We start from the raw sequence: 22,962 nt of genomic DNA on the forward strand, positions 1-22,962 counted from the left end.
GCTGCGCCGTTCTGGAGCCCGGCCGTTGTCGGCTCGGCTCCGGCGCGGCAAAGGCCGAGCGGACTCACCCTGTTGATCGCTAAAACAGGTAGTTGATGCCGGAATATCCCTACCGTGATGGGGTGACCGAGCCACCCGCACCCCCCGCCGCACCTCCGGACGCCTCCTCCCCGGGTGTGCCACCGCCACCGGTGCCGGCCGTCGCCCCCGCGCCCGCCCCGCGTTCCGTGGCGCTGCGCGCGACGCTGGCCGGTACGGCCGTCTCCGTTCTGCTCATCCTGGCCATCGTGTTCGGCAGCCGGCTGCTCCAGGACTTCGACTCCGCGCTCCTTCCGTACGCGGTCGCCACCGTCTTCCTGGCCTTCGGTGTCGCCTACCGCTACACCGTGTGGATCTCCTCTCCGGGCGCCCGCCGCCTGTTCAAGCAGGGCTGGCGGAGCCTGTTCTCGGCGGCCAACTTCCGCAGGGCGCCCACCGCCCTGCCGAAGATGATCGCCACCTATCTCGGCTTCCAGAAGTTCCTGGGCGCCCGCTCGCACGCCCGCTGGGCCGCGCACCAGCTGATCTTCTGGGGCTGCATCCTGGCCGCCGCGATCACGTTTCCCCTGACCTGGGGCTGGTTCACGTTCACCTCGGGGTCCGGCTCGGGCCCCGGGTACGAGATGCGGATCTGGGGGTTCAAGATCCTCGGCTTCGACTCGCTGAGCGTTGCCGGCTGGCTGATGTTCCACGGCCTGGACATCGCCGCCGTCCTGGTGATCCCCGGCGCCTCGTACTTCCTGTGGCGGCGGATGAAGGACCGCGGCGCCATCACCGGCCAGCGCTTCGCCTACGACCTCGTCCCGCTGATCGCGCTGATCGTCATCTCCGTGACGGGGCTCCTCCTCACCTTCTCGTCGATCTTCCTGCACGGCGGTGGCTATCAGTTCCTGGCGGTCCTGCACATGGTCTCGGTCGTTTTCACCCTCATCTACATCCCGTTCGGGAAGTTCTTCCACATCGTGCAGCGGCCGGCCGCGGTCGGCATGCAGCTCTTCAAGTACACGGCCTGCCAGGACGAGCAGGTCTTCCCGTGCAAGCGCTGCGGCGAGCCGATCGACACCGCCCCGTACGTCGAGAACCTGCGGGGCACCATGCGCGATCTGAACCTCGACTTCGACGCCTGGGCCCAGTACTGCCCGCGCTGCAAGCGGGTGCTGCGCGGCAGCGCCTACCTCAGTCACGTCAAGAAGGGTTTCAAGTGAGCAGCCGGCCCATTCCGCTCGACCCTTCGATCGCGCCGCCCGGCACCCGCAACTTCCGGGACGCGGGCGGCATCCCGGCCGACCAGTGGCACGCCGACCAGAACGGCGAGACCCTCGTCCCCACCCACTGCTGCTTCTGCGGGGTGCAGTGCGGCATGTATCTGCGGGTCGACCGGGCGGGCAAGGTGTTCGGGGTCGAGCCCCGCAACCACGACATCAACCGGATGCGCCTCTGCCCGAAGGGCATCAACGCCTACCAGCAGGTCAACCACCCCGACCGGCTGACCTCGCCGCTGATGCGCCGCTCTCGCGACGAGCCGTTCCGCGAGGTCTCCTGGGAGGAGGCGCTCGACTTCACGGTCGCCGAGATCCGCCGTATCCAGTCCGCCCACGGCAACGACGCGTTCGGGCTGCTCGGCGGGGCGAGCCTGTTCTCCGAGAAGACGTACCTGGTCGGCAAGTTCGGCCGGGTCGCCCTCAAGACGCGGCACGTCGACTACAACGGCCGGCTGTGCATGGTCTCCGCCGCCGGCGCCAACAAGCTGGCCTTCGGCATCGACCGGGCGGGCAACCCGTTCTCCGACATCCTGCTCACCGACTGCCTGCTGATCGCCGGGTCCAATGTGGGGGAGTGCTTCCCCGTCATGACCCAGTACCTGTGGGGCGCCCGGGACCGCGGGGCCGGTCTCATCGTGGTCGACCCGCGCGAGACGGCCATCGCGCGCACCGCCGACATCCACGTCGCGCTGCGGCCCGGCACCGACGCGGCTTTCTTCAACGCCGTACTGAACGTGGTCATCCAGGAGGACCTCGTCGACAAGGAGTTCCTCGCCGAGCACACCACCGGCTGGGACGAGGTGTGCGCGGCGGTCGCCTCCGTCACCCCCGATGTGGCCGCCGAGATCTGCGGGATTCCCGCCTCCCAGGTGGTCCAGGTCGCCCGGGCCTTCGCGGGCGCCGACCGGGCGATGGCCTGGCACGCGCGGGGCATCGAGCATCATTCGCAGGGTGTCGAGAACTGCCTGACCGTCATCAATCTCTGTACGGCCACCGGCAACCTCGGCAAGCCCGGCGCCGGTTACGGCACCATCACCGGCCAGGGCAACGGCCAGGGCGGGCGGGAGCACGGGCAGAAGTCCGATCTGCTGCCCGGCGGGCGTTCCATCTCGAATCCGGAGCACCGGCGGCAGATCTGTGAGATCTGGGGCATCGAGGAGTCCGAACTGCCGCCCGCGGGCACCTCGATGATGGAAATGGTCTGGCAGATGCAGCGCGAGGAGATCCGCGGTCTGATCGGCATCTGCAACAACCCGTTCGTCTCCCTTCCCAACTACACGACGGTGAAGGCGGGTTACGACACTCTGGAGTTCCACGCTCAATTCGATTTCTTCCTTTCGGAGACCGCGGCCAACGCGCATGTCGTCTTCCCCGTCACCACCTGGGCCGAGGACGAGGGCGTGATGGCGAACGCCGAGGCCAGGGTGGTCAAGCACAACAAGGCGCAGGAGCCGCCCGGGGGCGTACGCACCGACACCTGGGTGATGTGCCAGCTGGCCGCGCGCCTGGGCGTGGGTGACAAGTTCGCCTATCCGGGCTCCCGCGAGGTGTTCGAGGAGCTGCGGATCGCGTCGGCCGGAACGGTGAACGACTACTACGGCATCACCTACGAGCGTCTGGAGGAGACCGGCGGTATCGCCTGGCCCTGCCCCGCCACGGACCATCCGGGCACGCCCCGCCTGTTCGAGGGCGGGAGAACCTTCCACCCGGACGGCAAGGTCCACATGCAGGTCGTCGAGTGGCATCCGCCGATGGATCCGTACGACGAGGAGCATCCGATGTCGCTGACCACGGGCCGTACCGTGGCGCACTTCCTGTCCGGCAACCAGACGCGGAGGCTCGGCGCGCTCGTCGAGCAGACCCCGCGCCCCTGGGTGGAGGTCCATCCTTCGCACGGGTTCCGCAACGGCGATCCGGTGCGGGTGGTGACCCGGCGCGGCAGCGAGGTCTTCCCGGCGCTGGTGACCGAGGCGATCCGGCCCGACACGGTGTTCATCCCGTACCACTGGCCGGTCCCGACGGCCGCGAACGCGCTCACCATCGATGCCCTCGACCCCCGTTCCAAGATCCCCGAGTACAAGGTGTGTGCCTGCCGCATCGAGGCCGCCGATCGGATCGACGAGGTGCCGGCGCCGCCGACCGCGCCGGGCCACGAGGCGTACCCGGCGACGCAGGTCTCGCGCACCGACCCCCTGCCGCCCACGTCCCCACAGGGCCGTGGCACCTCGGAGAGGAGCTGACGCCCGCCATGATGGGCAGAACGATCTTCATCGACCCGGGGCGCTGCATCGGCTGCCAGGCCTGTGTGTCCGCCTGCCGCGAGTGCGACTCGCACCGCGGCAAGTCCATGATCCATCTCGACTATCCCGACGAGGGTCATTCCGTCGCCTCCCTTCCGACCGTCTGCATGCACTGCGAGGACCCGGTCGCCCCGTGTGCGGAGGTGTGTCCCGCCGACGCGATCCTGGTGACCGCGGACGGTGTGGTGCAGCAGGCCGACACCACCCGCTGCATCGGCTGCGCGAACTGCGTGAACGCCTGCCCCTTCGGCGTACCGAAGATCGACCTCCAGGCGAAGCTGCAGATGAAGTGCAACCTCTGCTACGACCGCACCGCGTACGGCCTGGCCCCCATGTGCGCCACGGTCTGCCCGACCGGTGCGCTGTTCTACGGGACGGTCGAGGAGCTCCTCGCGGAGCGCCCCGGCGTCCAGGTCGCCGACTCCTTCACGTTCGGCGACGTCGTCGTCTCCACCGGCGTGGCCATGGTGGTGCCCGCCGACAAGGTCCAGTGGCCGGTGCCCGGCGGCCTCCCGATCGTCGAGGTGAATGGAAGAGCCGTGAACGCAGCCAACTCCGACCCGGGTGGCGGCGGGCGACGGGCGGGCGGCAAGGACGTCCGCCGATGAGCGTCACCGACCGGTCGCCCGCCGCTCCCGATCCCGGCGCGGATCCCGCCCGGGCCGCCCTCCACGACCGCATCGCCGCCGACTCCCTCACCACCCGCCGCGACTACCTCCGCATCGTCGCCACCGTCTCGGGCGGCCTCGCCGTCGGCGGCGTCGCCGTGGCGGGGGGAGTGCTGCACCGGCACGGCGACAGCGACGATCCGCCCGACCCCAAGCGCGTCGCGGCCGTGCTCCCGCCGGGCGAGTCCGTCGCCTTCCGCTTCCCCGGCGAGGACGACCGCGCGGTCGCCGTCCGCCTCACCGACGGCACCCTCGTCGGCTACTCCGCCGTGTGTACGCACCTGGCCTGCGGGGTGCTGTGGCGCGAGGACCGCGGCGCCGAGGGCGAGCTGTACTGCCCGTGCCACGAAGGGGTCTTCGACGCCCGCACCGGCGAGGTCACCGCAGGGCCGCCGCCGCGCCCGCTGCCCAAGGTGCTCCTCATCGAGGAGGCCGACGGCAGCGTCTGGGCGGTGGCCACGGCGCGCTCCGGTGAGAGCGTCAAGGACGCCATGTGCCGCCAGTTCGCCGACAAGCGGCCCGACATGGCGGCCCGCATGGGCTGCCCCGCCGCGAACGCGAAGTCGGACGAGAGGAGCGAGCGGACATGAGCACCGACGGCGACGCCGCCCCCGGCCGGTCCCCCGATGGCGGGCCCGGCCCGGGCAAGGGCCTCCCGGTCCCCCCGCGGCCCCCGTACACCCCGGGCTCCGCACAGCCCCGGCTCAACCGGCCGGTCCACGAGCGCTACCCGCAGATCCGCGCCACCAGCGGCTACGGCGACCCGCGGATCCGGCACACCGGGCCCGGCCCGGGCGCCGGCAGCGAGCAGGAGCCGGAACGCTCCTCGAAGCTGACGGCCCGCCTCACCCTGGCGATCACCGTGGTCATCGGCCAGCTGTGGGGTCTGACCGTGGTGGTCAACGAGTGGATGCGCGGCAACACCGGCACCGCCTGGTGGGGCGCGGGGTTCCTCTGTCTGTCGTTCCTGGTGGTCCTCGGCCTCTGGCTGCTCGACCCGAAGGACCGCTGAGCGCAGGCCGGTGAGGCGCAGTTCCGCCGACCGCAAGACCTCTGAGCGGGGGCTACCGCATCGCGGTGCCGCCGACCGGAAGGCCGCTGCCCGGGCCCCGTACGCCACTGCCCGGAGGGACGCTGAGGCCATCGTCCGCAGGAGGGGCTGCACGGGGGCCGCCGACCGGCCCGCGTACGCCGTCCCGGCCCGCCGTACCCTTGACGTATGAGCACCGCCCCCGCCCCCGGACCGCGCGACCGGGAATCAGCGCCCAAGGAGCAGTCCAAGCCGACGCTGGTCTTCGACGATCCGCTGGACCAGCAATCGGCGGACGACACGGACCGCGGGTGGGGCGAGCGGCCCGCGTCCGCGGGCAGCGCCGCCGACCTGGCACGCTTCCTCGACGAGAAGCCGCCCCACCACATCTGAGCCGTACGAGACGGCGCTACGACTCGCTGGGGCCGCGCTGGGCGACCAGGGCGTCGCGGATCTCCTTCAGCACCTCCAGCTCGCTGACCTCCATCGTCTCGCGCACCCCTTCCTTCGCCTTGTCCTGCCGGGCCCGCCGGGCCAGGAACTTGGCCATGGGCAGCACCATCAGGAAGTAGACGACGGCGGCGGTGATGATGAAGCTCAGCAGGGCGCTGAGCACCCCGCCCCAGGCGATCTGGATCCCCGAGCCGGCGGTGCAGGGGCCCTTCAGGCAGGACGTGTAGCTCTCCAGGTCCTTGGTGCCGAACGCGCCGACCAGCGGGTTGATCACGCCCTTCACGACCGAGTTCACGACGTTGGTGAACGCGGCGCCGATCACCACGGCGACGGCCAGGTCGATCACATTCCCGCGCATCAGGAAGGCCTTGAAGCCTGCCAGCACGCCTGTCTTCTCCTCGCTCACCAATGAGCCTTTCTTCGCATGTGCAGGGGGCGGAGCAAACTCCTGCGCCACCTTGGACAGCGCGGCACCGCGCTGTCCAATCCATGCACGCGAACGGGGGACTTGACCGTTCGCCCGTGCTAATCAGCACAACGTCACCGCCAGCCGGGACGTCGTACTCGCGCCGACCAGCGCCCCGGCCGCCTCGCGCGGCACGGCGAGGACGACGAGCGCCCCGGCGTCGGAAGAAGCCCCGCGTGCTCCCGGAACTTCCGTGACCCTGGCGCCCGTTGCCACCACACGGGCCTGATCGCCGCCCGCCGAGGGCGAGTTGGGGGACGCGATCACATCGACCCGGTCGCCGGGCTTCAGCAGCCGTACGGTCTCCGCGTCCGCGATCCGTACCGGCGCCGACACCAGCGCGGCCGCCCGCGCGAGCCCGCGTTCGCGTGGCGCGGGGGCCGCCGGCGGGTGCGCGCGCTCCGCCGCCTGCGGGCTGGAGACGGCGAGGGCCGCCGCCGTGACGGCGAGCCCCGCGGCCATGGCGCGCCGTCGCCTGCGCATCGCGCGCCGCAGCCGGTGCTTTCCGCCGCGCACCCGCAGCGGCGGGAAGAACGGCACGCCGCCGGGCTCGGGCGCGGGCACGGGAGGCAGGAAGGGGAGCGGGCGGGGCGCGGGCGAGGCGGGTGACGCGGAACCTGCGGACATGGTGATCACTGCCGATCGTGAGGAGCCTGTGCTGCTCGGACGTTCCTCACGATCCCCTGCCCCGCGGGATTTCGCCGGGGCCTGTGGACCACCACCCGCCTGTGGACAACTCGCTCACCCGGAAGGGGAGTTCAGGACCGAATCCTGATCGCGGGCCGGCCCGCCAAGCCGGCCTGCCAACCCGGCCCGGCGCCCGCCGACAATCGCCCGGCGCCGGGCCCGCGCCACGCTTACGGCAGCTCGATGCCCAGGTCCCAGCCGTCGTGCGCGTGCATGCACAGGCAGTCGCGGTCCTCGGTGGCCGGAAGGGCCGCGACCGCGTCGAAGAGCACCTCGCGCAGGCGCGCCACGTTCTCGCCGAACACCCGCAGGACCTCGGCGTGCGAGACGCCCTCACCGGTCTCGGCGCCCGCATCCAGGTCGGTGACCAGCGACAACGAGGTGTAGCAGAGCTCCAGTTCGCGGGCGAGGTAGGCCTCGGGGTGCCCGGTCATGCCGACCACCGACCAGCCCATCGAAGCGTGCCACTTCGATTCGGCACGGGTCGAGAAGCGGGGGCCCTCGACGACGACCATGGTGCCGCCGTCCACGGCCTGCCAGCCGCGTCCGTCGGCCGCGCCCAGGGCCGCCTTGCGGCCGCTCGGACAGTACGGGTCGGCGAACGTGGTGTGCACGACGTTCGGGACCGCGCCGTCGGGCAGCGGAAGGCCGTCGAAGAAGGTCTGGACGCGCGCCTTCGTACGGTCCACCAGCTGGTCCGGTACGAGCAGCGTGCCCGGCCCGTACTCCTCGCGCAGGCCGCCCACCGCGCACGGCCCGAGCACCTGGCGCACCCCGACCGAACGCAGCGCCCACAGGTTGGCGCGGTAGTTGATGCGGTGCGGGGGCAGGTGGTGGCCGCGGCCGTGGCGGGGCAGGAAGGCCACCTTCCGGCCGGCGATCTCGCCGAGGAAGAGCGAGTCGCTGGGGGAGCCGTAGGGAGTGTCCACCTGGACCTCGGTGACGTCCTCCAGGAACGAGTAGAACCCCGAGCCGCCGATGACGCCGATCTCTGCGTTAACCATGCCGGTCACACTAACCGTGGCCGAGAACGGCAGAACCCCCGCCGTAGTACGGCGGGGGTTCTGTACCGAGGTGGGGTCAGGCAGCGCTCGACGAGGACGAGCCGGAGCTCGACGACGACGCGGCCGGCTTGGAGTCCGAGCTCGACGACGTCGAAGTCTTCGACGCGGACGAGCCGGAACTCGACGACGACGCGGGCGAGCTGCTCGACGACGCGCCGCGACTGTCGTTGCGGTAGAAGCCGGAGCCCTTGAAGACGATGCCGACCGCCGAGAACACCTTCTTCAGGCGTCCGTCGCAGTTCGGGCATACGGTCAGGGCGTCATCGGTGAACTTCTGCACCGCCTCGAGGCCCTCGCCGCACTCGGTGCACTGATACTGGTAGGTCGGCACTGTGTCTTCCTCCTGGCACTCTCACTCATTGAGTGCTAACGACGGTCCATAGTGACGTATTCCCCGGGATCAGTCCACCGTGACGGGGACACGGTGACCGACGCCACGCGCCACGGTACGTGCCGCCGGGCGCGGCGAGAGCCGGGAGCGCAGTGCCAGCAGCGTGACCAGGGCCAGCGCCGTGCCCGCCATCGGCACCAGGAATCCGGCGGTCGAACCGTGGGCGTCGGTCAGCCGTCCGGCGACGGTGACGGCGGCGGCCTGGCCCAGCGCGACCGCGCCGGTCAGCCAGGTGAACGCCTCGGTGCGGGAGGTCGCCGGGACCAGCGTCTCGACCAGCGTGTAGCCGGTGATCAGGGCCGGGGCGATGCACAGGCCGACGATCAGGCCGAGGCCGCCGAGCAGCAGCGCGGAGTGCGCCGCCCACAGTCCTGAGGCCGCCAGGGTGAGCGCCGCGTAGCCGGCGATCAGCCGGGTGCGGGGCGCGGACTTCCAGGCGATGGCGCCGCAGGCGATGCCCGCCAGCATGTTTCCGGCGGCGAAGATGCCGTACAGGACGCCGTTGATGCCGGGGTTGCCGATCTCTTCCGCGAAGGCGGTCAGCGAGACCTGCATGCCGCCGAAGACCGCGCCGATGCCGAGGAAGGCCATCGCCAGGACGCGGACGCCCGGGATGGACAGCGCGGAGGTGTGCTCGGCCGCCTCGTGTTCGGCGGCGCTGCGCACCGGCGGCTGGGTGCGGTGCTGGGCCGCGAACAGGAGGCCGCCGACGAGGGTCAGCGACGCCTCGGCGATGAGCCCTGCGGCCGGGTGGACGCCGGTGCACAGGGCGGTCGCCAGGACCGGGCCGATGACGAAGGTGAACTCGTCGGTGACCGACTCGAAGGCGGCGGCGGTCGCCATCAGGGGCGAGCCGTCGAGCTTGCTGGCCCAGCGGGCCCGCACCATGGGGCCGACCTGCGGGACGGAGGCGCCGGTGGGCACGGCCGCGATGAACAGCGCCCACAGGGGCGCGCCGGCCAGTGCGAGGGCGGTCAGCGCGGACACCGACGCCGCGTGGACGAGGACGCCGGGCACCAGGACCGCGCGCTGTCCGAAGCGGTCCGCGAGCTTGCCGCTCTGCGGGGCGAACAGCGCCATGGCCACGCCGGTGAAGGCGGCGACCGCGCCCGCGCCCCCGTAGGAGCCGGTGGTGTGCTGGACGAGCAGGAGGATGCCGATGGTGAGCATCGCGAAGGGCTGCCGGGCGGCGAAGCCGGGCAGGAGGAAGGACAGTGCGCCAGGTGTGCGCAGAAGCTGCCCGTAACCGGGCCGCTTGTCAGAAGTGACCGTGGATGCCACGGCCCCTTGCCTTTCTGCCGCCTGGTAGCGCGCCCCATGCACAGATCTGTGGGTGCGGGCGTTGCCGAGAGCTGTCCTCTTGCGCGGAACTGCGGTAGATGCCGGGGGCTACTGCGGGGAGCTCCCGACCGCCATACGGTCGCGCCAGCTCTGCGTCAGGCAGAGTTGGTCGATCAGTGGTGTGCCTTCATGATACAGAGGTTTGGCACTCCGTGCCTACGAATCCGCACGGAGTGCCAAGTTTCGGCCTGTGTTTATTCGGCCGACACGCGGCTTAACGGCGGCGCCACCTGCCTTAATGAGCCGTTCGCCTGGGCTTCGCCTTCCTGGGAGGCTCGCTCGCCTCGCCCCCGGTGCCCAGCCAGCCCGCCAGCTTGCCGCCCTGGCCGACCGCCCGCAGCCGGTTCTCGGCCGCGTCCCGTACCGGATCGGTGGCGACCACCAGGAGCTCGTCGCCGTGCCGCAGCACGGTGGTCGGCCCCGGCACGAAGCTCTTGCCGTCGCGTACGACCAGGGTGACGGCGGCGCCCGGTGGCAGCCTCAGTTCGTGCACCTCGACGCCGTGCATCCTCGACTTCGGGGGGATCGCCACGGAGAGCAGATGGCCGCGCAGCCGCTCCAGGGGGGCCGATTCGACGCCCAGGTCGGCGGCCTCGTCGGAGTCGGAGAGCTGGAGCTTGCGGGCCAGCCACGGCAGCGTCGGACCCTGGATCAGGGTGTAGACGACGACCAGGATGAAGACGATGTTGAAGACCTTCTCGCTGCCGTCGATCCCGGAGACCATGGGGATCGTGGCGAGGATGATCGGTACGGCGCCGCGCAGGCCCGCCCACGACATCAGGGCCTTCTCCTGCCACGGCAGCTTGAACGGCAGCAGGCTGAGCAGCACTTCCAGGGGCCGCGCCACCATGGTGAGGACGAGGCCGATGATGACGGCGGGCCAGAAGTCGGCACCCAGGTTGTGCGGGGTGACCAGGAGGCCGAGCAGGACGAACATGCCGATCTGGGCGATCCAGCCGAGCCCGTCGGCGAAGCCGCGGGTGGCGGGCCAGTGCGGCAGCTTGGCGTTGCCGAGCACCATGGAGGCGAGGTAGACCGCGAGGAAGCCGGAGCCGTGGGCCATCGCGCCGGCCGCGTAGGCGGTCACGGCGATCGCCATCACCGCGATCGGGTAGAGGCCGGAGGCGGGCAGCGCCACGTGGCGCAGTCCGTACGATCCGAGCCAGCCCACCGCGAGCCCGATCGAGGCGCCGATGGCGAGCTCCAGGGCTATCTTCCCGACCAGCAGGTACCAGGAGTCGACCGGTCCGGGCGTCGAGAAGGCGACGACCAGGATCACCACGGGGGCGTCGTTGAAGCCGGACTCGGCCTCCAGGACGCCGGTGATGCGCGACGGCAGGGGCACCTTGCGCAGGACCGAGAAGACGGCCGCGGCGTCCGTGGACGACACCACCGCGCCGATGATCAGTGCCTGCCGCCACTCCAGGCCCACCAGATAGTGCGCGCCCGCCGCCGTGACGCCCACGCTCACCGCGACGCCGACGAGCGACAGTACGACGGCCGCCGGCAATGCCGGTCTGATCTCCTTCCACTTGGTGCCCAGACCGCCCTCGGCCAGGATCACCACCAGTGCGGCATAGCCGATCACCTGCGTCAGTTCGGCGTCGTTGAACTTGACGTTGAAGATGCCGTCCTGCCCGATCGCGATCCCGATGCCGAGATACAGGAGCAGGCTGGGGAGCCCGCTGCGGGAGGAGATGCGCACCGCCGCGACGGCGATGAGCAGGACGAGCGAGCAGATGAGCAGGAGTTCGTTGAGCTGGTGGACAGTCAGTGGCCGATCCTTCCCCTCAGGCGCCGCCGGGCACCCCATGAAAATCGTGCATCCCCAAGTGACTGGTGCGCATCCGGGGACTCCTGGAACGCACCTGGTGAAACGTTCCGTCACTCAAGGTACTTCGTTACCTTACCTAATCTTTGACGCTTTCTTTACGCGAGGGCTCCTCTGCGCGACGCCTCGGTGCGCGAACTCAGACACCGCGTCGGGCGCTGTCAGCGGCTGCGCCTATGGTTGCTCCCAGCACTCCTGGACCACCCTGCCCCTCGAAGGACAGCGATGCCCGCCACCACAACCGCCCCTTCCGCCGGTACGACGGCCGGCAAGACGAGCAGGAAGAGGGGACGCCGCCTGAGGCTGTTCGTCCTCGTCCTGGTGCTGGCGCTGGTCGCGGGCGTCGCCTACGGCGCGTACTGGTCGGTGAGTACCGTCCGCGCCTCGTTCCCGCAGACCACCGGCACCATCAAGCTCCCGGGTCTGACCGGCCAGGTCGAGGTCAAGCGCGACGACTACGGCGTCCCGCAGATCTACGCCGACAGCGACGCCGACCTGTTCATGGCGCAGGGCTACGTCCAGGCGCAGGACCGGTTCTACGAGATGGACGTCCGGCGCCACATGACGTCGGGCCGGCTCTCGGAGATGTTCGGCAGCGGCCAGGTCGACACCGACGCCTTCCTGCGCACCCTGGGCTGGCACAAGGTCGCGCAGCAGGAGTACGACACCAAGCTGTCGCCCGCCACCAAGCAGTACCTCCAGGCGTACGCGGCGGGGGTGAACGCGTACCTGAAGGGCAAGGACGGCAAGGACATCTCCGTCGAGTACGCGGCCCTCGGCTTCACCAACGACTACAAGCCCGAGGCCTGGTCTCCGGTCGACTCGGTGGCCTGGCTCAAGGCGATGGCCTGGGACCTGCGCGGCAACATGCAGGACGAGATCGACCGTTCGCTGATGACCAGCAGGCTCAGCCCGAAGCAGATCAACGACCTGTACCCGGCGTACCCCTCCGCCACCCACCGCCCCATCGTCGACGAGGGCTCGTACAACAAGGCCACCGGGAAGTTCGACCCCCAGCGCCCCGCGACGAGCTCGGACGGGACCTCGGGGACCGCCCAGGGCGCCCTCCAGGGCATGCAGAGCCAGCTCTCGGCGCTCTCCGACACGCTGGACAAGATCCCGGCGCTGCTCGGCCCCAACGGCAGCGGCATCGGCTCCAACTCCTGGGTGGTGTCGGGCCAGTACACGACGACCGGCATGCCGCTGCTCGCCAACGACCCGCACCTCGCGCCGATGATGCCCTCGCTCTGGTACCAGATGGGCCTGCACTGCCGGACCGTCTCCAGCAAGTGCTCCTACGACGTCGCCGGCTACACCTTCTCCGGCATGCCCGGCGTCGTCATCGGCCACAACCAGGACGTCTCCTGGGGCTTCACCAACCTCGGCGCCGACGTGACCGACCTGTACCTGGAGAAGATCAACGGCTCCAGCTACCTCTACGACAACCAGGAGAAGCCCCTCGCCACGCGCGAGGAGGTCATCAAGGTGGCCGGCGGAGCCAGCAAGACCATCACGATCCGCGAGACCAACAACGGCCCCCTGGTCTCCGACCGCGACGACGAGCTGGAGAAGGTCGGCCAGAAGGCGCCCGTCAACTCCGCGGCCCCCGACCGGGGCACCGGCTACGCGGTCTCCCTGAAGTGGACGGCCCTGGAGCCCGGTAAGTCCATGGACGCGGTGTTCGCGCTGAACCGGGCCACCGACTTCAAGTCCTTCCGGGCCGCCGCCAAGGACTTCGACGTCCCCTCCCAGAACCTGATCTACGCCGACACCAAGGGCCACATCGGCTACCAGGCGCCGGGCAGGATCCCGGTGCGCGCGGACGGTGTCGACGGCACCATGCCGGCGCCCGGCTGGGACTCCAAGTACACGTGGAAGAAGTACATCCCCTTCGACGCGCTGCCCTACGAGTACGACCCCAAGCGCGGCTTCATCGTCACCGCCAACCAGGCCGTGATCGACGACAAGAAGTACCCGTACCTGATCACCAAGGACTGGGGATACGGCACCCGCAGCCAGCGGATCAACGACCTCATCGAGTCGAAGATCAAGGGCGGCGGGAAGATCTCCACCGAGGACATGCAGAAGATGCAGATGGACAACAGCAGCGAGATCGCCGCGCTGCTGACGCCCGCCCTGCTGAAGATCAACGTGTCGGACCCCTCGGTCCGCGAGGCGCAGAAGCTCCTTGAGGGCTGGGACTACACCCAGGAGAACGACTCGGCGGCCGCCGCCTACTTCAACTCGGTGTGGCGCAACGTCCTGAAGCTGGCGTTCGGCAACAAGCTGCCCAAGGAGCTGCGCCCCAAGGGCGAGTGCCTGTACGTGACTCCGCCGGCCGGCACCGGGCCGGTCGACGACCCCAACCAGAAGGTCCAGGAGTGCGGCGAGCGCGACGGCGACTCGACGCAGCCCGACGGCGGCGACCGCTGGTTCGAGGTCGTCCGCAAGATCTTCAACGACCAGAACAACACCTGGTGGCAGTCGCCCGCGACCCGTCTCGACAAGGCCACCACGACCCGCGACCAGCTGCTCGCCCGGGCCATGAAGGACGCCCGCTGGGAGCTGACCGCCAAGCTCGGCAAGGACACCACGACCTGGAGCTGGGGCCGACTGCACCAGATGATCCTGAAGAACCAGACCCTCGGCAAGGAGGGCCCGGGCTTCCTGCAGTACATCCTCAACCGCGGCCCGTGGAACCTGGGCGGCGGCGAGGCCGCGGTCAACGCCACCGGCTGGAACGCGGCGAGCGGCGACTACGGCGTCACCTGGGTCCCCTCGATGCGGATGGTCGTCAACCTCAAGGACTTCGACAAGTCCAAGTGGATCAACCTCACCGGCGCCTCGGGCCACGCCTACAGCGCGCACTACTCGGACCAGACCGGGAAGTGGGCCAAGGGCGAGCTCCTGGACTGGTCGTTCAGCGGCAAGGCGGTCGACGGGTCAACCGTGGACACGCTGAAGCTCACGCCGTAGTACGGGCCTTGTGACACGGGCCTTCAGGCGGTGAAGCGGGTCACCCCGTCGGGGGTGACGACAGCCTGCACGGGGTGGTCGTGCGGTTCCTCCGGGACCCGCGCGACCACCTCGTCCGCGTAGAGGAGCACCACCAGCGCGGGCGCTCGGCCGGACGCCTCGATACGGGCCAGGACCCGGTCGTAGGAGCCGCCGCCCCGGCCGAGCCGCATCCCGCGCGCGTCCACGGCGAGGCCGGGCAGCAGCACGGTGTCCGCGGCCGTCACGGCGTCCGGGCCCAGCCGTTCGCCGTCCGGTTCGAGCAGCCCGCGCCCGGCCGCCACGAGGCGCTCGGGCCCGGCGTAGGCGGCCCAGTCCAGGTCGTTGTCCGCGAGGAGCACCGGAAGCAGCACCCGAACCCCCCGAGCGTGCAGCGCGTGGACGAGGGCGCGGGTGCCCGGCTCGCGGCCCACCGAGACGTACGCGGCCACCGTGGTGGCCGCCGCGAGTTCGGGCAGGGCCAGGGCCCGGTCGGCGAGCGCCAAGGAGGAGGCGAGCAGCTCGTCGTCGCCCAGCTGCTTCCTGGCGGCGAGGAGGCTGCGCCGCAAGAGGGCCTTTTCGGACGTGTCATCACTCACCGTGTTTCTGCAATCCCCTCAAATGCGTGGGTAAGAGAGCGAATTCACCGACGGATCATCTTCCGCACATACGCAGCGGATAGGGTGCCCGGCATGACTCAGTCGCCCCCACGGATCACCAAGGCTGTCATCCCCGCGGCCGGGCTCGGTACCCGGTTCCTTCCGGCCACCAAGGCCACCCCGAAGGAAATGCTGCCGGTGGTGGACAAGCCGGCCATTCAGTACGTGGTGGAGGAGGCGGTGGCGGCGGGCCTGTCGGACATCCTGATGGTGACCGGCCGCAACAAGCGTCCTCTGGAGGACCACTTCGACCGGAACTACGAGCTGGAGTCCGCGCTGACCCGCAAGGGCGACGCGGACCGGCTCGCCAAGGTGCAGGAGTCCAGCGACCTGGCGACCATGCACTACGTACGCCAGGGGGACCCGCGCGGTCTCGGCCACGCGGTGCTGTGCGCGGCCCCGCACGTGGGCAGCCAGCCCTTCGCGGTGCTCCTCGGCGACGACCTGATCGACGCCCGCGACCAGCTCCTTTCGCGGATGGTGGAGATCCAGGAGCACGAGGGCGGCAGCGTGATCGCGCTCATGGAGGTCGATCCCGAACAGATCCACCTCTACGGCTGTGCGGCCGTCGAAACCACCGCGGAGAGTGACGTCGTGCGCGTCACCGGGCTCGTCGAGAAGCCGGAGGCGGCCGAGGCGCCCTCCAATCTCGCCGTCATCGGCCGCTACGTCCTGGACCCGGCCGTCTTCGACGTGCTGCGCACCACCGAGCCGGGCCGCGGCGGCGAGATCCAGCTCACCGACGCCCTCCAGCAGCTGGCCGCCGACGAGTCGATCGGCGGCCCCGTGCACGGCGTCGTCTTCAAGGGCCGTCGCTATGACACCGGCGATCGCGGAGACTATCTGCGAGCCATTGTCAGACTGGCGTGCGAACGTGAAGACCTGGGTCCGGACTTCAAGGCCTGGCTTCGCCGGTACGTCACCGAGGAGATGTAGGCACCCGTGAGCAACACGATCTGGTCGGTGGACGAGCACCTGGACGACATCCTCGCCGCGGTCAGGCCGCTCGAACCGATCGAGCTGCAACTGCCCGACGCCCAGGGCTGCGTCCTGGTCGAGGACGTCACGGTGTCCGTCGCCCTGCCGCCCTTCGACAACAGCTCGATGGACGGGTACGCGGTGCGGGTCGCCGATGTCGCGGGCGCCAGCGAGGAGTTCCCCGCGGTGCTCACCGTCATCGGCGACGTCGCGGCGGGCAGTGGTGAACTGCCCACCGTGGGCCCCGGCCAGGCCGCCCGGATCATGACCGGCGCCCCGCTGCCGCCCGGCGCCGAGGCCGTCGTCCCCGTCGAGTGGACCGACGGCGGGACCGGCCGGGGAGCCGCCACCACCATGCGCCCCGCGGGAGACGCCCCCGAAGGGGCCAGAGGTGAAGTGCGGGTGAACCGCCCGGCCGAGGCCCGCGCCCACGTCCGCGAGCGCGGCAGCGACGTCCAGGTGGGCGACCTCGCCCTGACGGCGGGCACCGTGCTCGGCCCGCCCCAGATCGGCCTGCTCGCAGCCATCGGCCGCGGCACGGTCACCGTACGGCCGCGCCCGCGCGTGGTCGTGCTCTCCACCGGCAGTGAACTGGTGCAGCCCGGCGAGGAGTTGGGCGCGGGCCAGATCTACGACTCCAACAGCTTCGCGCTGGCGGCCGCCGCCCGGGACGCGGGCGCCATCTCCTACCGGGTCGGCGCGGTCACCGACGACGCGGCCGTCCTGCGCGACACCATCGAGGACCAACTGATCCGCGCCGACCTCTTGGTCACCACCGGCGGGGTCAGCGTCGGCGCGTACGACGTCGTCAAGGAGGCGCTGTCCTCCGTGGGAGACGAGGACGAGCCGGGCAGCGGCATCGACTTCCGCAAGCTGAAGATGCAGCCCGGCAAGCCCCAGGGCTTCGGCTCCATCGGCCCCGACCACACCCCGCTGCTCGCCCTGCCCGGCAACCCGGTGTCCTCGTACGTCTCCTTCGAACTGTTCGTACGCCCCGCGATCCGCACCCTGATGGGCCTCCACGACGTCCACCGGCCGACCGCGCGCGCCGTCCTGAAGGCCGACAAGGCGCTGTCCTCGCCCGCGGACCGGCGCCAGTTCCTGCGCGGCACCTACGACGCCGAGGCGGGCACCGTGCGCCCGGTCGGCGGCTCCGGATCGCATCTGATCGCGGCGCTCGCGCAGGCCGACTGCCTGATCGTGCTGCCCGAGGACACCACGTCGGCGGAGCCCGACAGCGAGGTGGACGTGGTCCTGCTCGGCTGAGTGTCAGTCGGTGGGGGTACGGTGTCTGCCCACAGAAGCCGTACCGGGAGCGCCACCGAATGAGTACGACGCAAGGCAGGCTCACGCACATCGACGAGGCGGGGGCGGCCCGCATGGTCGACGTCTCCGAGAAGGACGTCACCGCACGCACCGCCCGCGCGAGCGGCCGCGTGCTCGTCTCGCCGCGTGTCGTGGAGCTCCTGCGCGGCGAGGGCGTCCCCAAGGGCGACGCCCTGGCCACCGCCCGCATCGCCGGGATCATGGGCGCCAAGCGCACCCCCGACCTCATCCCGCTGTGCCACCCCCTCGCGGTCTCGGGCGTGAAGCTCGACCTGTCGGTGGCCGACGACGCGGTGGAGATCCTCGCGACGGTGAAGACCACCGACCGCACCGGCGTCGAGATGGAGGCGCTGACCGCGGTGTCGGTGGCCGCGCTCACCGTCGTCGACATGGTCAAGGCGGTCGACAAGGCCGCCGTGATCACCGACATCCGGGTCGAGGAGAAGACCGGCGGCAAGTCCGGCGACTGGAACCGGCCCGAGGCGGCCGGAGCATGACGCCCCCTCAGCCCGCTACGACCCCGCCGAGGCCCGGCCCGCAGGCCGCGGTGCCCTTCCCCCCGGGCGGCGAAGGGCTCGGCGAGGCGCTTCGGGCTCCGTACGCGGCCCTCGTCGTCACCGCCTCCAACCGGGCGGCCGCCGGGGTGTACGCGGACACCGGCGGCCCGCTGCTCGCCGAGGGCCTCGCCGCGATCGGCTTCACCGTGGACGGCCCGCTCGTGGTGCCCGACGGCGACCCGGTCGAGCAGGCGCTGCGCGCGGGAGCGGCCGCCGGGTACGACGTGATCGTCACGACCGGCGGCACCGGCGTCTCGCCCACCGACCGCACCCCCGACGCCACCCGCCGGGTCATCGGCTACGACGTGCCCGGCATCCCCGAGGCCATCCGCGCCGAGGGCCTGGCCAAGGTCCCCACCGCCGCCCTTTCGCGGGGCCTGGCCGGAGTGGCCGGCGGGCGCACCCTGATCGTCAACCTGCCGGGCTCCACCGGCGGCGTACGCGACGGACTCGCCGTCCTGGAGCGGATCCTGCGGCACGCCGTGGACCAGATCCGCGGCGGCGACCACCCGAGACCCGCGGGGAGCCCGAGCTGAACGTTCCTTCCTGGCCGGTCGAGCTCGCGGAGGGCGATGTGGTCCTCCGCCCCATAAAGCTGCGCGACCAACGGGCCTGGCGCGAGGTCAACCGGCGCAACCGCGACTGGCTGCGGCCCTGGGAGGCGACGATCCCGCCGCCCGCGGCCGGCGTGCCCTTCGCCCAGCGCCCCACCTACCGCCAGATGGTCCGCCACCTGCGCGCCGAGGCCAACGCGGGCCGCATGCTGCCGTTCGTCATCGAGTACCAGGGCCGCCTGGTGGGCCAGTTGACGGTCGCCGGGATCACCTGGGGCTCGATGTGCTCGGGCCACGTCGGGTACTGGGTGGACCGTGACGTGGCGGGCCGGGGCGTGATGCCGACGGCCGTCGCGCTCGTCACCGACCACTGCTTCCGCACGGTCGGGCTGCACCGCATGGAGGTCTGCATTCGCCCCGAGAACGCGCCGAGCCGTCGGGTGGTGGAAAAGCTCGGTTTCCGCGAGGAAGGGCTGCGCCCGCGCTATCTGCACATCGACGGCGCGTGGCGCGATCACCTGGTGTACGCGCTCACCGCGGAGGAAGTCCCCGACGGGCTCCTCGCCCGGTGGCGGCGGGCCCGCGAGTCGCAGCACGGGAACACGGGAAACACCGGGAAATGAAATAAACGTTCGAATTCGATCGGGATCTGATCCCTCTCTCCCGTCGAACGATCCGAGAAATCACAAAAAAAGCCGGTGATATCAGCCAGATCGTGCGACACACCGGCTCAATTGGCGTATCCCCGCGCGCCCGTCCCTCTACGGTGTGGTGTGTGAGCAGCAGCGGCCTCATTTACGCAGTCATCGTCGGGGCCTGGGCCGCCTACTTGGTGCCGATGTGGCTCCGCAGGCAGGACGAGCTCAACGAGGCCCGTCCGACGGAACGCTTCAGCACCGCCATCCGGCTGCTGTCCGGACGGTCGGCCATGGAGCGCCGGTACGCCAAGGAGCTGAGCCAGCGGGCAACCGACGAGGCAGCGTCCGAGGCGCCCCCCGCGACCCCTCCGGACGCCCTGACGGAACCCCTCGCCACCCCGGGGGAGTCCACCGGCGCCCGGGAATTCGGCGTGCCCCCGGTCCGCGCGGCCCGACCCGAGCGGCCGGAGCGGCGCGAGCGGCCGGAACCCCCGGAGCCGCGGCGTGAGCGCCCCGCGAACTTCACCTCGGCGGAGCGGGCCCGGCGCGCCCAGCGCAGCGCGGTGCTCGCCCGGCGTCGGCGCACCACCGTCCTCCTCTTCCTCGCCTTCACGCTGGGCGCGGTCGTCGCGGCGGTCGGCGGACTCGGCTTCCTGTGGGCGCCGGCCGCCCCGGCCGCCCTGCTGAGCGCGTACATCGTGCACCTGCGGATCCAGGAGCGGCGGCGCTTCGCCTTCACCATGGACCGCCGCCGCGCCGAGGCCGCCGCCCAGCGGCTGCGCGAGAGCCGGCCGCGCGCCAGGGCCACGGCGCCGGGCATCGAGGCCGACGACGACGCGGAGTCCCACCACCCGGCCCCCGTGCCCGAGCCCGCGCCCGCCCCGGCCCTCTCCCCGCAGGAGGCCGGCCGGCGCGCCCTGGTCGAGCAGACCGACCATCAGGAGTGGGTCGACCAGCAGCGCGAGCGCGGCCCCGAACGCGGCGCCAGCTGGGACCCGGTCCCGGTCCCGCTGCCCACCTACGTCACCGCGCCGGTCGCCCCGCGCGCCACCGGCAGCATCGACCTGGGCGCCCCCGACACGTGGTCCTCGGCCCGCTCCTCGACCGCCGATCCCACCCCGGCGCCGCCCGCCGCCGACCCGCCCCCGAGGCAGCGCACGGGCCCAAGTCGCCACCGCACCCCGCTCTTCGACCAGTACGCGGACGACGACCGCCCCCGCGCCGCCAACGAATGACCCCGCTCTCGCTGACCAGCGGGGAACGGATTTCCAAGCACTCCCATCCGGGTGCTAAGGTTTCACTCGTTGCAAGGGCCTGTGGCGCAGTCCGGTAGCGCACCTCGTTCGCATCGAGGGGGTCAGGGGTTCGAATCCCCTCAGGTCCACAACAGCAACGAGATCCCGTCCGATCATCACGATCGGGCGGGATCTCGTCGTTTCCGGGGGCAGGTTGGGCGGGGGCGGTTGAACGGAGCCCCCCGGGCCGGGGTCAGGAACCCGTGAGCGGCTTCGCGAAGCAGCGGCTCGTGTCGTACGTGCGGTAGTGGCCGAACTTTTCGCAGGGTTCGTAGCCCGTCGAGGCGTACAGGGTGATCGCCTCGGGTTGCTTGATGCCGGTCTCCAGGACCATGCGGGTGCGGCCGGCCGCGCGGGCGTCGGCCTCCAGGGCGGCCAGTATGCGGCGGGCCAGGCCCAGGCCCCGGGCCTCGGGGACGACGTACATGCGCTTCAGCTCGGCGTCCCCGTCGCGGTAGTTCTCCTCGTTGGCCTCCTGGCTGCGCCAGCCGCCGGTGGCCACCGGGCGCCCCTCGGTGTCGTACGCGATCAGGTACAGGCCGCGCGGGGGCAGGAACATCGCGGCGTCCAGGAGTGTGACGTCGCCCTCGTCCCCGTACCGCTCGGCGTATTCGAGCTGGACCTGGTCGTTGAGCTTCGCGGCGTCGGGGTGGTCGTAGCCGAGCTGGTGGATATTCATGCGTTCTAGCGTACTTCTATGCGATGGGTGGGCGGTGTCGGGTGGGTAGGGTGCCGGGATGCTCACTGTTACCTCTGTGAATGTAAACGGGCTGCGGGCCGCCGCCAAGAAGGGCTTCGTGGAGTGGCTCGGGGGGACCGGGGCCGACGTGATCTGCCTGCAGGAAGTGCGGGCCGAGCCCCACCAGCTGCCCGCCGAGGCCGGCGCGCCCGAGGGCTGGTTCGCCGCGCACGCGCCGGCCGCCGCCAAGGGCCGGGCCGGTGTGTCCCTGCTCACCCGGCGCGAGCCGGACCGGGTGCGGACCGGGTTCGGGAGCGCGGAGTTCGACGGCAGCGGGCGCTACATCGAGGCGGACCTGCCCGGCGTGACCGTCGCCTCGCTGTACCTGCCCTCCGGCGAGGTCGGCACCGAGCGGCAGGACGAGAAGATCCGCTTCATGGCGGAGTTCCTGGAGTACCTCAAGGACCTGAGGGCGCGGGCCGCCGCCGACGGACGCGAGGTCGTGGTCTGCGGCGACTGGAACATCGCCCACCAGGAGGCCGACCTCAAGAACTGGAAGGGCAACAAGAAGAACTCCGGCTTCCTGCCCGAGGAGCGGGAGTGGCTGACGCGGGTCTTCGACACCGCGGACGGCGGCTACGTCGACGTGGTGCGCGCCCTGCACCCGGACGTCGAGGGCCCGTACTCGTGGTGGTCGTACCGCGGCCGCGCCTTCGACAACGACGCGGGCTGGCGCATCGACTACCAGGTCACGACCCCCGGCCTCGCCGAGCGCGCCGTGAAGGGCTTCGTCGAGCGGGCCGCGACGCACGGGGAGCGGTGGAGCGATCATGCGCCTGTGACGGTGGTCTACGACCTGTAGGACCCCGGAAGGGGACCGGCCCGGCGCCCAAGGGGTGGGATCTCGGCCCCCTCAGGGCTCCTGCGAAAGCCGCCGGTCCAGGGCCAGGGACAGCTCCGCGTCCACCACCGCCTTGGCCAGGGGGCGCAGGCGTTTGGTGTCTTCCGGGGCCGCGTGGGTGTGCAGGAGGTCGGCGAACAGGGCGGCCAGGGCGTCGGCGTGGTCGCGGACTTCGCGGCCGGCCGCCAGGACCGCCGCCAGCGGGACGCCCTCGCGGACCAGGGAGGCCGAGACGTCCAGGAGGCGGCGGCTGATGTGGACGATCTCCTCGCCCGAGACGGCCAGGTAGCCCAGGTCCAGCGCGGCCGCCAGGTTCTCGGGGGTGACCTCGCCCGCGAAGTGGTCGGCCAGCGCCTCCGGGGTCAGGCGCACCGGGGTCTCCTCGGTCGGCTCCACCAGGCCCAGCGCCTCGCCCGCGTCCCGGCCCGACTCGAAGGCCGAGGTCAGGTCCGCGATGCCGGACAGGGTGTGGCCGCGCTCCAGGAGTGCGGAGATCGTGCGCAGGCGGGCCAGGTGGTGGTCGTCGTACCAGGCGATGCGGCCCTCCCGGCGCGGCGGCGGGATCAGGCCGCGCTCGCGGTAGAAGCGCAGGGTGCGTTCGGTGATGCCGGCCTTCTGGGCCAGCTCCGCCATGCGGTACTCGCGGACGCCGTCGGCCGGCTCGCCCCGCCCCGACGCCCTGCCGCCGCCGACGCCCTCACTTGCCTGGTCTTCTGCCACCACGTCAGCCTATGCGGTGGGCCGGCGCCCCACACCGACGAGTTGTACCGGCGGTAACTTTCCCCGCCCGTACCCCTACCGCTCGGTATGCGACTGCTCTACCCTCCCAACAGTGCCAGTGATTACTGG

Annotated in this window: 23 protein-coding genes and 1 tRNA gene; 15 read left to right on the plus strand and 9 right to left on the minus strand. The window is 71.2% G+C overall.

Annotated features, from left to right (window positions below):
- The first annotated feature begins 95 nt into the window (after nt 1-95).
- From OHA17_RS23340 to OHA17_RS23365, 6 genes are all read left to right on the plus strand, one after another.
- Entirely contained in the window at nt 96-1,244 is a 1,149-nt protein-coding gene (locus OHA17_RS23340; protein ID WP_406508221.1) for an MFS transporter, read from the plus strand.
- Entirely contained in the window at nt 1,241-3,541 is a 2,301-nt protein-coding gene (locus OHA17_RS23345; protein ID WP_406508222.1) for a molybdopterin oxidoreductase family protein, read from the plus strand. The genes OHA17_RS23340 and OHA17_RS23345 overlap by 4 nt, the downstream gene beginning before the upstream one ends.
- Nucleotides 3,542-3,549: 8 nt before the next feature.
- Nucleotides 3,550-4,209 carry a 4Fe-4S dicluster domain-containing protein gene (locus OHA17_RS23350; protein ID WP_406508223.1) on the plus strand — a complete coding sequence of 220 codons (660 nt, stop codon included), beginning with the start codon at nt 3,550-3,552 and terminating at the stop codon, nt 4,207-4,209.
- Nucleotides 4,206-4,859: a ubiquinol-cytochrome c reductase iron-sulfur subunit gene (locus tag OHA17_RS23355; protein ID WP_406508224.1), complete on the plus strand. Its 654-nt coding sequence runs from the start codon at nt 4,206-4,208 to the stop codon at nt 4,857-4,859. The genes OHA17_RS23350 and OHA17_RS23355 overlap by 4 nt, the downstream gene beginning before the upstream one ends.
- Nucleotides 4,856-5,281, plus strand: coding sequence for a hypothetical protein (locus OHA17_RS23360; RefSeq protein WP_406508225.1), 426 nt, complete (start codon nt 4,856-4,858; stop codon nt 5,279-5,281). The genes OHA17_RS23355 and OHA17_RS23360 overlap by 4 nt, the downstream gene beginning before the upstream one ends.
- A 207-nt stretch (nt 5,282-5,488) precedes the next feature.
- Complete coding sequence (locus tag OHA17_RS23365; RefSeq protein ID WP_053729592.1) at nt 5,489-5,692, plus strand: hypothetical protein; 204 nt, start codon at nt 5,489-5,491, stop codon at nt 5,690-5,692.
- A 16-nt stretch (nt 5,693-5,708) separates the two neighbouring features.
- On the opposite strand, the gene mscL is transcribed toward OHA17_RS23365, so the two are convergent.
- The 6 genes from mscL to OHA17_RS23395 form a co-directional block, all read right to left on the minus strand.
- Nucleotides 5,709-6,158: a large conductance mechanosensitive channel protein MscL gene (gene mscL / locus OHA17_RS23370; RefSeq protein ID WP_078966825.1), complete on the minus strand. Its 450-nt coding sequence runs from the start codon at nt 6,156-6,158 to the stop codon at nt 5,709-5,711.
- Between the two features lie 123 nt (nt 6,159-6,281).
- Nucleotides 6,282-6,845: an RcpC/CpaB family pilus assembly protein gene (locus tag OHA17_RS23375; protein WP_406508226.1), complete on the minus strand. Its 564-nt coding sequence runs from the start codon at nt 6,843-6,845 to the stop codon at nt 6,282-6,284.
- A 230-nt stretch (nt 6,846-7,075) separates the two neighbouring features.
- Nucleotides 7,076-7,909, minus strand: a complete 834-nt coding sequence (locus OHA17_RS23380) for an S-methyl-5'-thioadenosine phosphorylase (protein ID WP_406508227.1) — start codon at nt 7,907-7,909, stop codon at nt 7,076-7,078.
- Nucleotides 7,910-7,985: 76 nt separating this feature from the next.
- Nucleotides 7,986-8,300: an FmdB family zinc ribbon protein gene (locus OHA17_RS23385; RefSeq protein WP_053729593.1), complete on the minus strand. Its 315-nt coding sequence runs from the start codon at nt 8,298-8,300 to the stop codon at nt 7,986-7,988.
- Between the two features lie 69 nt (nt 8,301-8,369).
- Nucleotides 8,370-9,641: an MFS transporter gene (locus OHA17_RS23390; protein WP_406508228.1), complete on the minus strand. Its 1,272-nt coding sequence runs from the start codon at nt 9,639-9,641 to the stop codon at nt 8,370-8,372.
- A 295-nt stretch (nt 9,642-9,936) separates the two neighbouring features.
- Nucleotides 9,937-11,514, minus strand: a complete 1,578-nt coding sequence (locus OHA17_RS23395; RefSeq protein ID WP_398876019.1) for a potassium/proton antiporter — start codon at nt 11,512-11,514, stop codon at nt 9,937-9,939.
- Between the two features lie 243 nt (nt 11,515-11,757).
- Here OHA17_RS23395 and OHA17_RS23400 point away from each other — a divergent pair, with 243 nt between their 5' ends.
- A complete protein-coding gene (locus tag OHA17_RS23400) occupies nt 11,758-14,508 on the plus strand; it encodes a penicillin acylase family protein (RefSeq protein WP_406508229.1) in 2,751 nt (916 codons plus the stop codon).
- A gap of 23 nt (nt 14,509-14,531) precedes the next feature.
- Here OHA17_RS23400 and OHA17_RS23405 read toward each other — a convergent pair whose 3' ends face one another.
- Complete coding sequence (locus OHA17_RS23405; protein WP_406508230.1) at nt 14,532-15,125, minus strand: 5-formyltetrahydrofolate cyclo-ligase; 594 nt, start codon at nt 15,123-15,125, stop codon at nt 14,532-14,534.
- 93 nt (nt 15,126-15,218) lie between these two features.
- Here OHA17_RS23405 and galU point away from each other — a divergent pair, with 93 nt between their 5' ends.
- The 7 genes from galU (at nt 15,219) to OHA17_RS23440 (ending at nt 20,622) form a co-directional block, all read left to right on the plus strand.
- A complete protein-coding gene (gene galU / locus OHA17_RS23410; RefSeq protein ID WP_398876016.1) occupies nt 15,219-16,121 on the plus strand; it encodes a UTP--glucose-1-phosphate uridylyltransferase GalU in 903 nt (300 codons plus the stop codon).
- Between the two features lie 6 nt (nt 16,122-16,127).
- On the plus strand, nt 16,128-17,429 hold the full coding sequence (gene glp / locus OHA17_RS23415; protein ID WP_406508231.1) for a gephyrin-like molybdotransferase Glp: 1,302 nt from the start codon (nt 16,128-16,130) through the stop codon (nt 17,427-17,429).
- A gap of 59 nt (nt 17,430-17,488) precedes the next feature.
- Nucleotides 17,489-17,986 (plus strand): cyclic pyranopterin monophosphate synthase MoaC, encoded by a 498-nt coding sequence (gene moaC, locus OHA17_RS23420; RefSeq protein ID WP_053729598.1) that lies wholly within the window; start codon nt 17,489-17,491, stop codon nt 17,984-17,986.
- Complete coding sequence (locus OHA17_RS23425) at nt 17,983-18,582, plus strand: molybdenum cofactor biosynthesis protein B (RefSeq protein ID WP_406508232.1); 600 nt, start codon at nt 17,983-17,985, stop codon at nt 18,580-18,582. Before moaC ends, OHA17_RS23425 begins: the two co-directional genes overlap by 4 nt.
- Nucleotides 18,579-19,223 (plus strand): GNAT family N-acetyltransferase, encoded by a 645-nt coding sequence (locus tag OHA17_RS23430; RefSeq protein WP_053729600.1) that lies wholly within the window; start codon nt 18,579-18,581, stop codon nt 19,221-19,223. The genes OHA17_RS23425 and OHA17_RS23430 overlap by 4 nt, the downstream gene beginning before the upstream one ends.
- A 152-nt stretch (nt 19,224-19,375) precedes the next feature.
- Entirely contained in the window at nt 19,376-20,473 is a 1,098-nt protein-coding gene (gene glpR / locus OHA17_RS23435; protein WP_406508233.1) for a gephyrin-like molybdotransferase receptor GlpR, read from the plus strand.
- Between the two features lie 75 nt (nt 20,474-20,548).
- Nucleotides 20,549-20,622: transfer RNA gene (locus OHA17_RS23440), tRNA-Ala, on the plus strand.
- Between the two features lie 104 nt (nt 20,623-20,726).
- Here the strand turns inward: OHA17_RS23440 and OHA17_RS23445 are convergent.
- Nucleotides 20,727-21,212, minus strand: coding sequence for a GNAT family N-acetyltransferase (locus tag OHA17_RS23445; protein WP_406508234.1), 486 nt, complete (start codon nt 21,210-21,212; stop codon nt 20,727-20,729).
- A gap of 58 nt (nt 21,213-21,270) precedes the next feature.
- On the opposite strand from OHA17_RS23445, the gene OHA17_RS23450 reads away from it, so the two are divergent.
- On the plus strand, nt 21,271-22,074 hold the full coding sequence (locus OHA17_RS23450) for an exodeoxyribonuclease III (protein ID WP_406508235.1): 804 nt from the start codon (nt 21,271-21,273) through the stop codon (nt 22,072-22,074).
- Nucleotides 22,075-22,125: 51 nt separating this feature from the next.
- On the opposite strand, the gene OHA17_RS23455 is transcribed toward OHA17_RS23450, so the two are convergent.
- Nucleotides 22,126-22,746 (minus strand): MerR family transcriptional regulator, encoded by a 621-nt coding sequence (locus OHA17_RS23455; protein ID WP_398876192.1) that lies wholly within the window; start codon nt 22,744-22,746, stop codon nt 22,126-22,128.
- Between the last annotated feature and the right edge of the window lie 216 nt (nt 22,747-22,962).

This window comes from Streptomyces sp. NBC_00212, assembly GCF_045206365.1.
Lineage (GTDB): Bacteria > Actinomycetota > Actinomycetes > Streptomycetales > Streptomycetaceae > Streptomyces.

Coding starts and splice junctions, on each gene's coding strand:
- OHA17_RS23365 (WP_053729592.1), top strand. CDS start 5,489: ATGAGCACCGCCCCCGCCCCCGGACCGCGCGACCGGGAATCAGCGCCC.
- OHA17_RS23450 (WP_406508235.1), top strand. CDS start 21,271: ATGCTCACTGTTACCTCTGTGAATGTAAACGGGCTGCGGGCCGCCGCC.
- OHA17_RS23380 (WP_406508227.1), bottom strand. CDS start 7,909: ATGGTTAACGCAGAGATCGGCGTCATCGGCGGCTCGGGGTTCTACTCG.
- OHA17_RS23355 (WP_406508224.1), top strand. CDS start 4,206: ATGAGCGTCACCGACCGGTCGCCCGCCGCTCCCGATCCCGGCGCGGAT.
- OHA17_RS23400 (WP_406508229.1), top strand. CDS start 11,758: ATGCCCGCCACCACAACCGCCCCTTCCGCCGGTACGACGGCCGGCAAG.
- OHA17_RS23375 (WP_406508226.1), bottom strand. CDS start 6,845: ATGTCCGCAGGTTCCGCGTCACCCGCCTCGCCCGCGCCCCGCCCGCTC.
- galU (WP_398876016.1), top strand. CDS start 15,219: ATGACTCAGTCGCCCCCACGGATCACCAAGGCTGTCATCCCCGCGGCC.
- OHA17_RS23360 (WP_406508225.1), top strand. CDS start 4,856: ATGAGCACCGACGGCGACGCCGCCCCCGGCCGGTCCCCCGATGGCGGG.
- OHA17_RS23395 (WP_398876019.1), bottom strand. CDS start 11,514: ATGGGGTGCCCGGCGGCGCCTGAGGGGAAGGATCGGCCACTGACTGTC.
- OHA17_RS23455 (WP_398876192.1), bottom strand. CDS start 22,746: ATGGCGGAGCTGGCCCAGAAGGCCGGCATCACCGAACGCACCCTGCGC.
- OHA17_RS23350 (WP_406508223.1), top strand. CDS start 3,550: ATGATGGGCAGAACGATCTTCATCGACCCGGGGCGCTGCATCGGCTGC.
- OHA17_RS23340 (WP_406508221.1), top strand. CDS start 96: ATGCCGGAATATCCCTACCGTGATGGGGTGACCGAGCCACCCGCACCC.
- OHA17_RS23445 (WP_406508234.1), bottom strand. CDS start 21,212: ATGAATATCCACCAGCTCGGCTACGACCACCCCGACGCCGCGAAGCTC.
- moaC (WP_053729598.1), top strand. CDS start 17,489: ATGAGTACGACGCAAGGCAGGCTCACGCACATCGACGAGGCGGGGGCG.
- OHA17_RS23425 (WP_406508232.1), top strand. CDS start 17,983: ATGACGCCCCCTCAGCCCGCTACGACCCCGCCGAGGCCCGGCCCGCAG.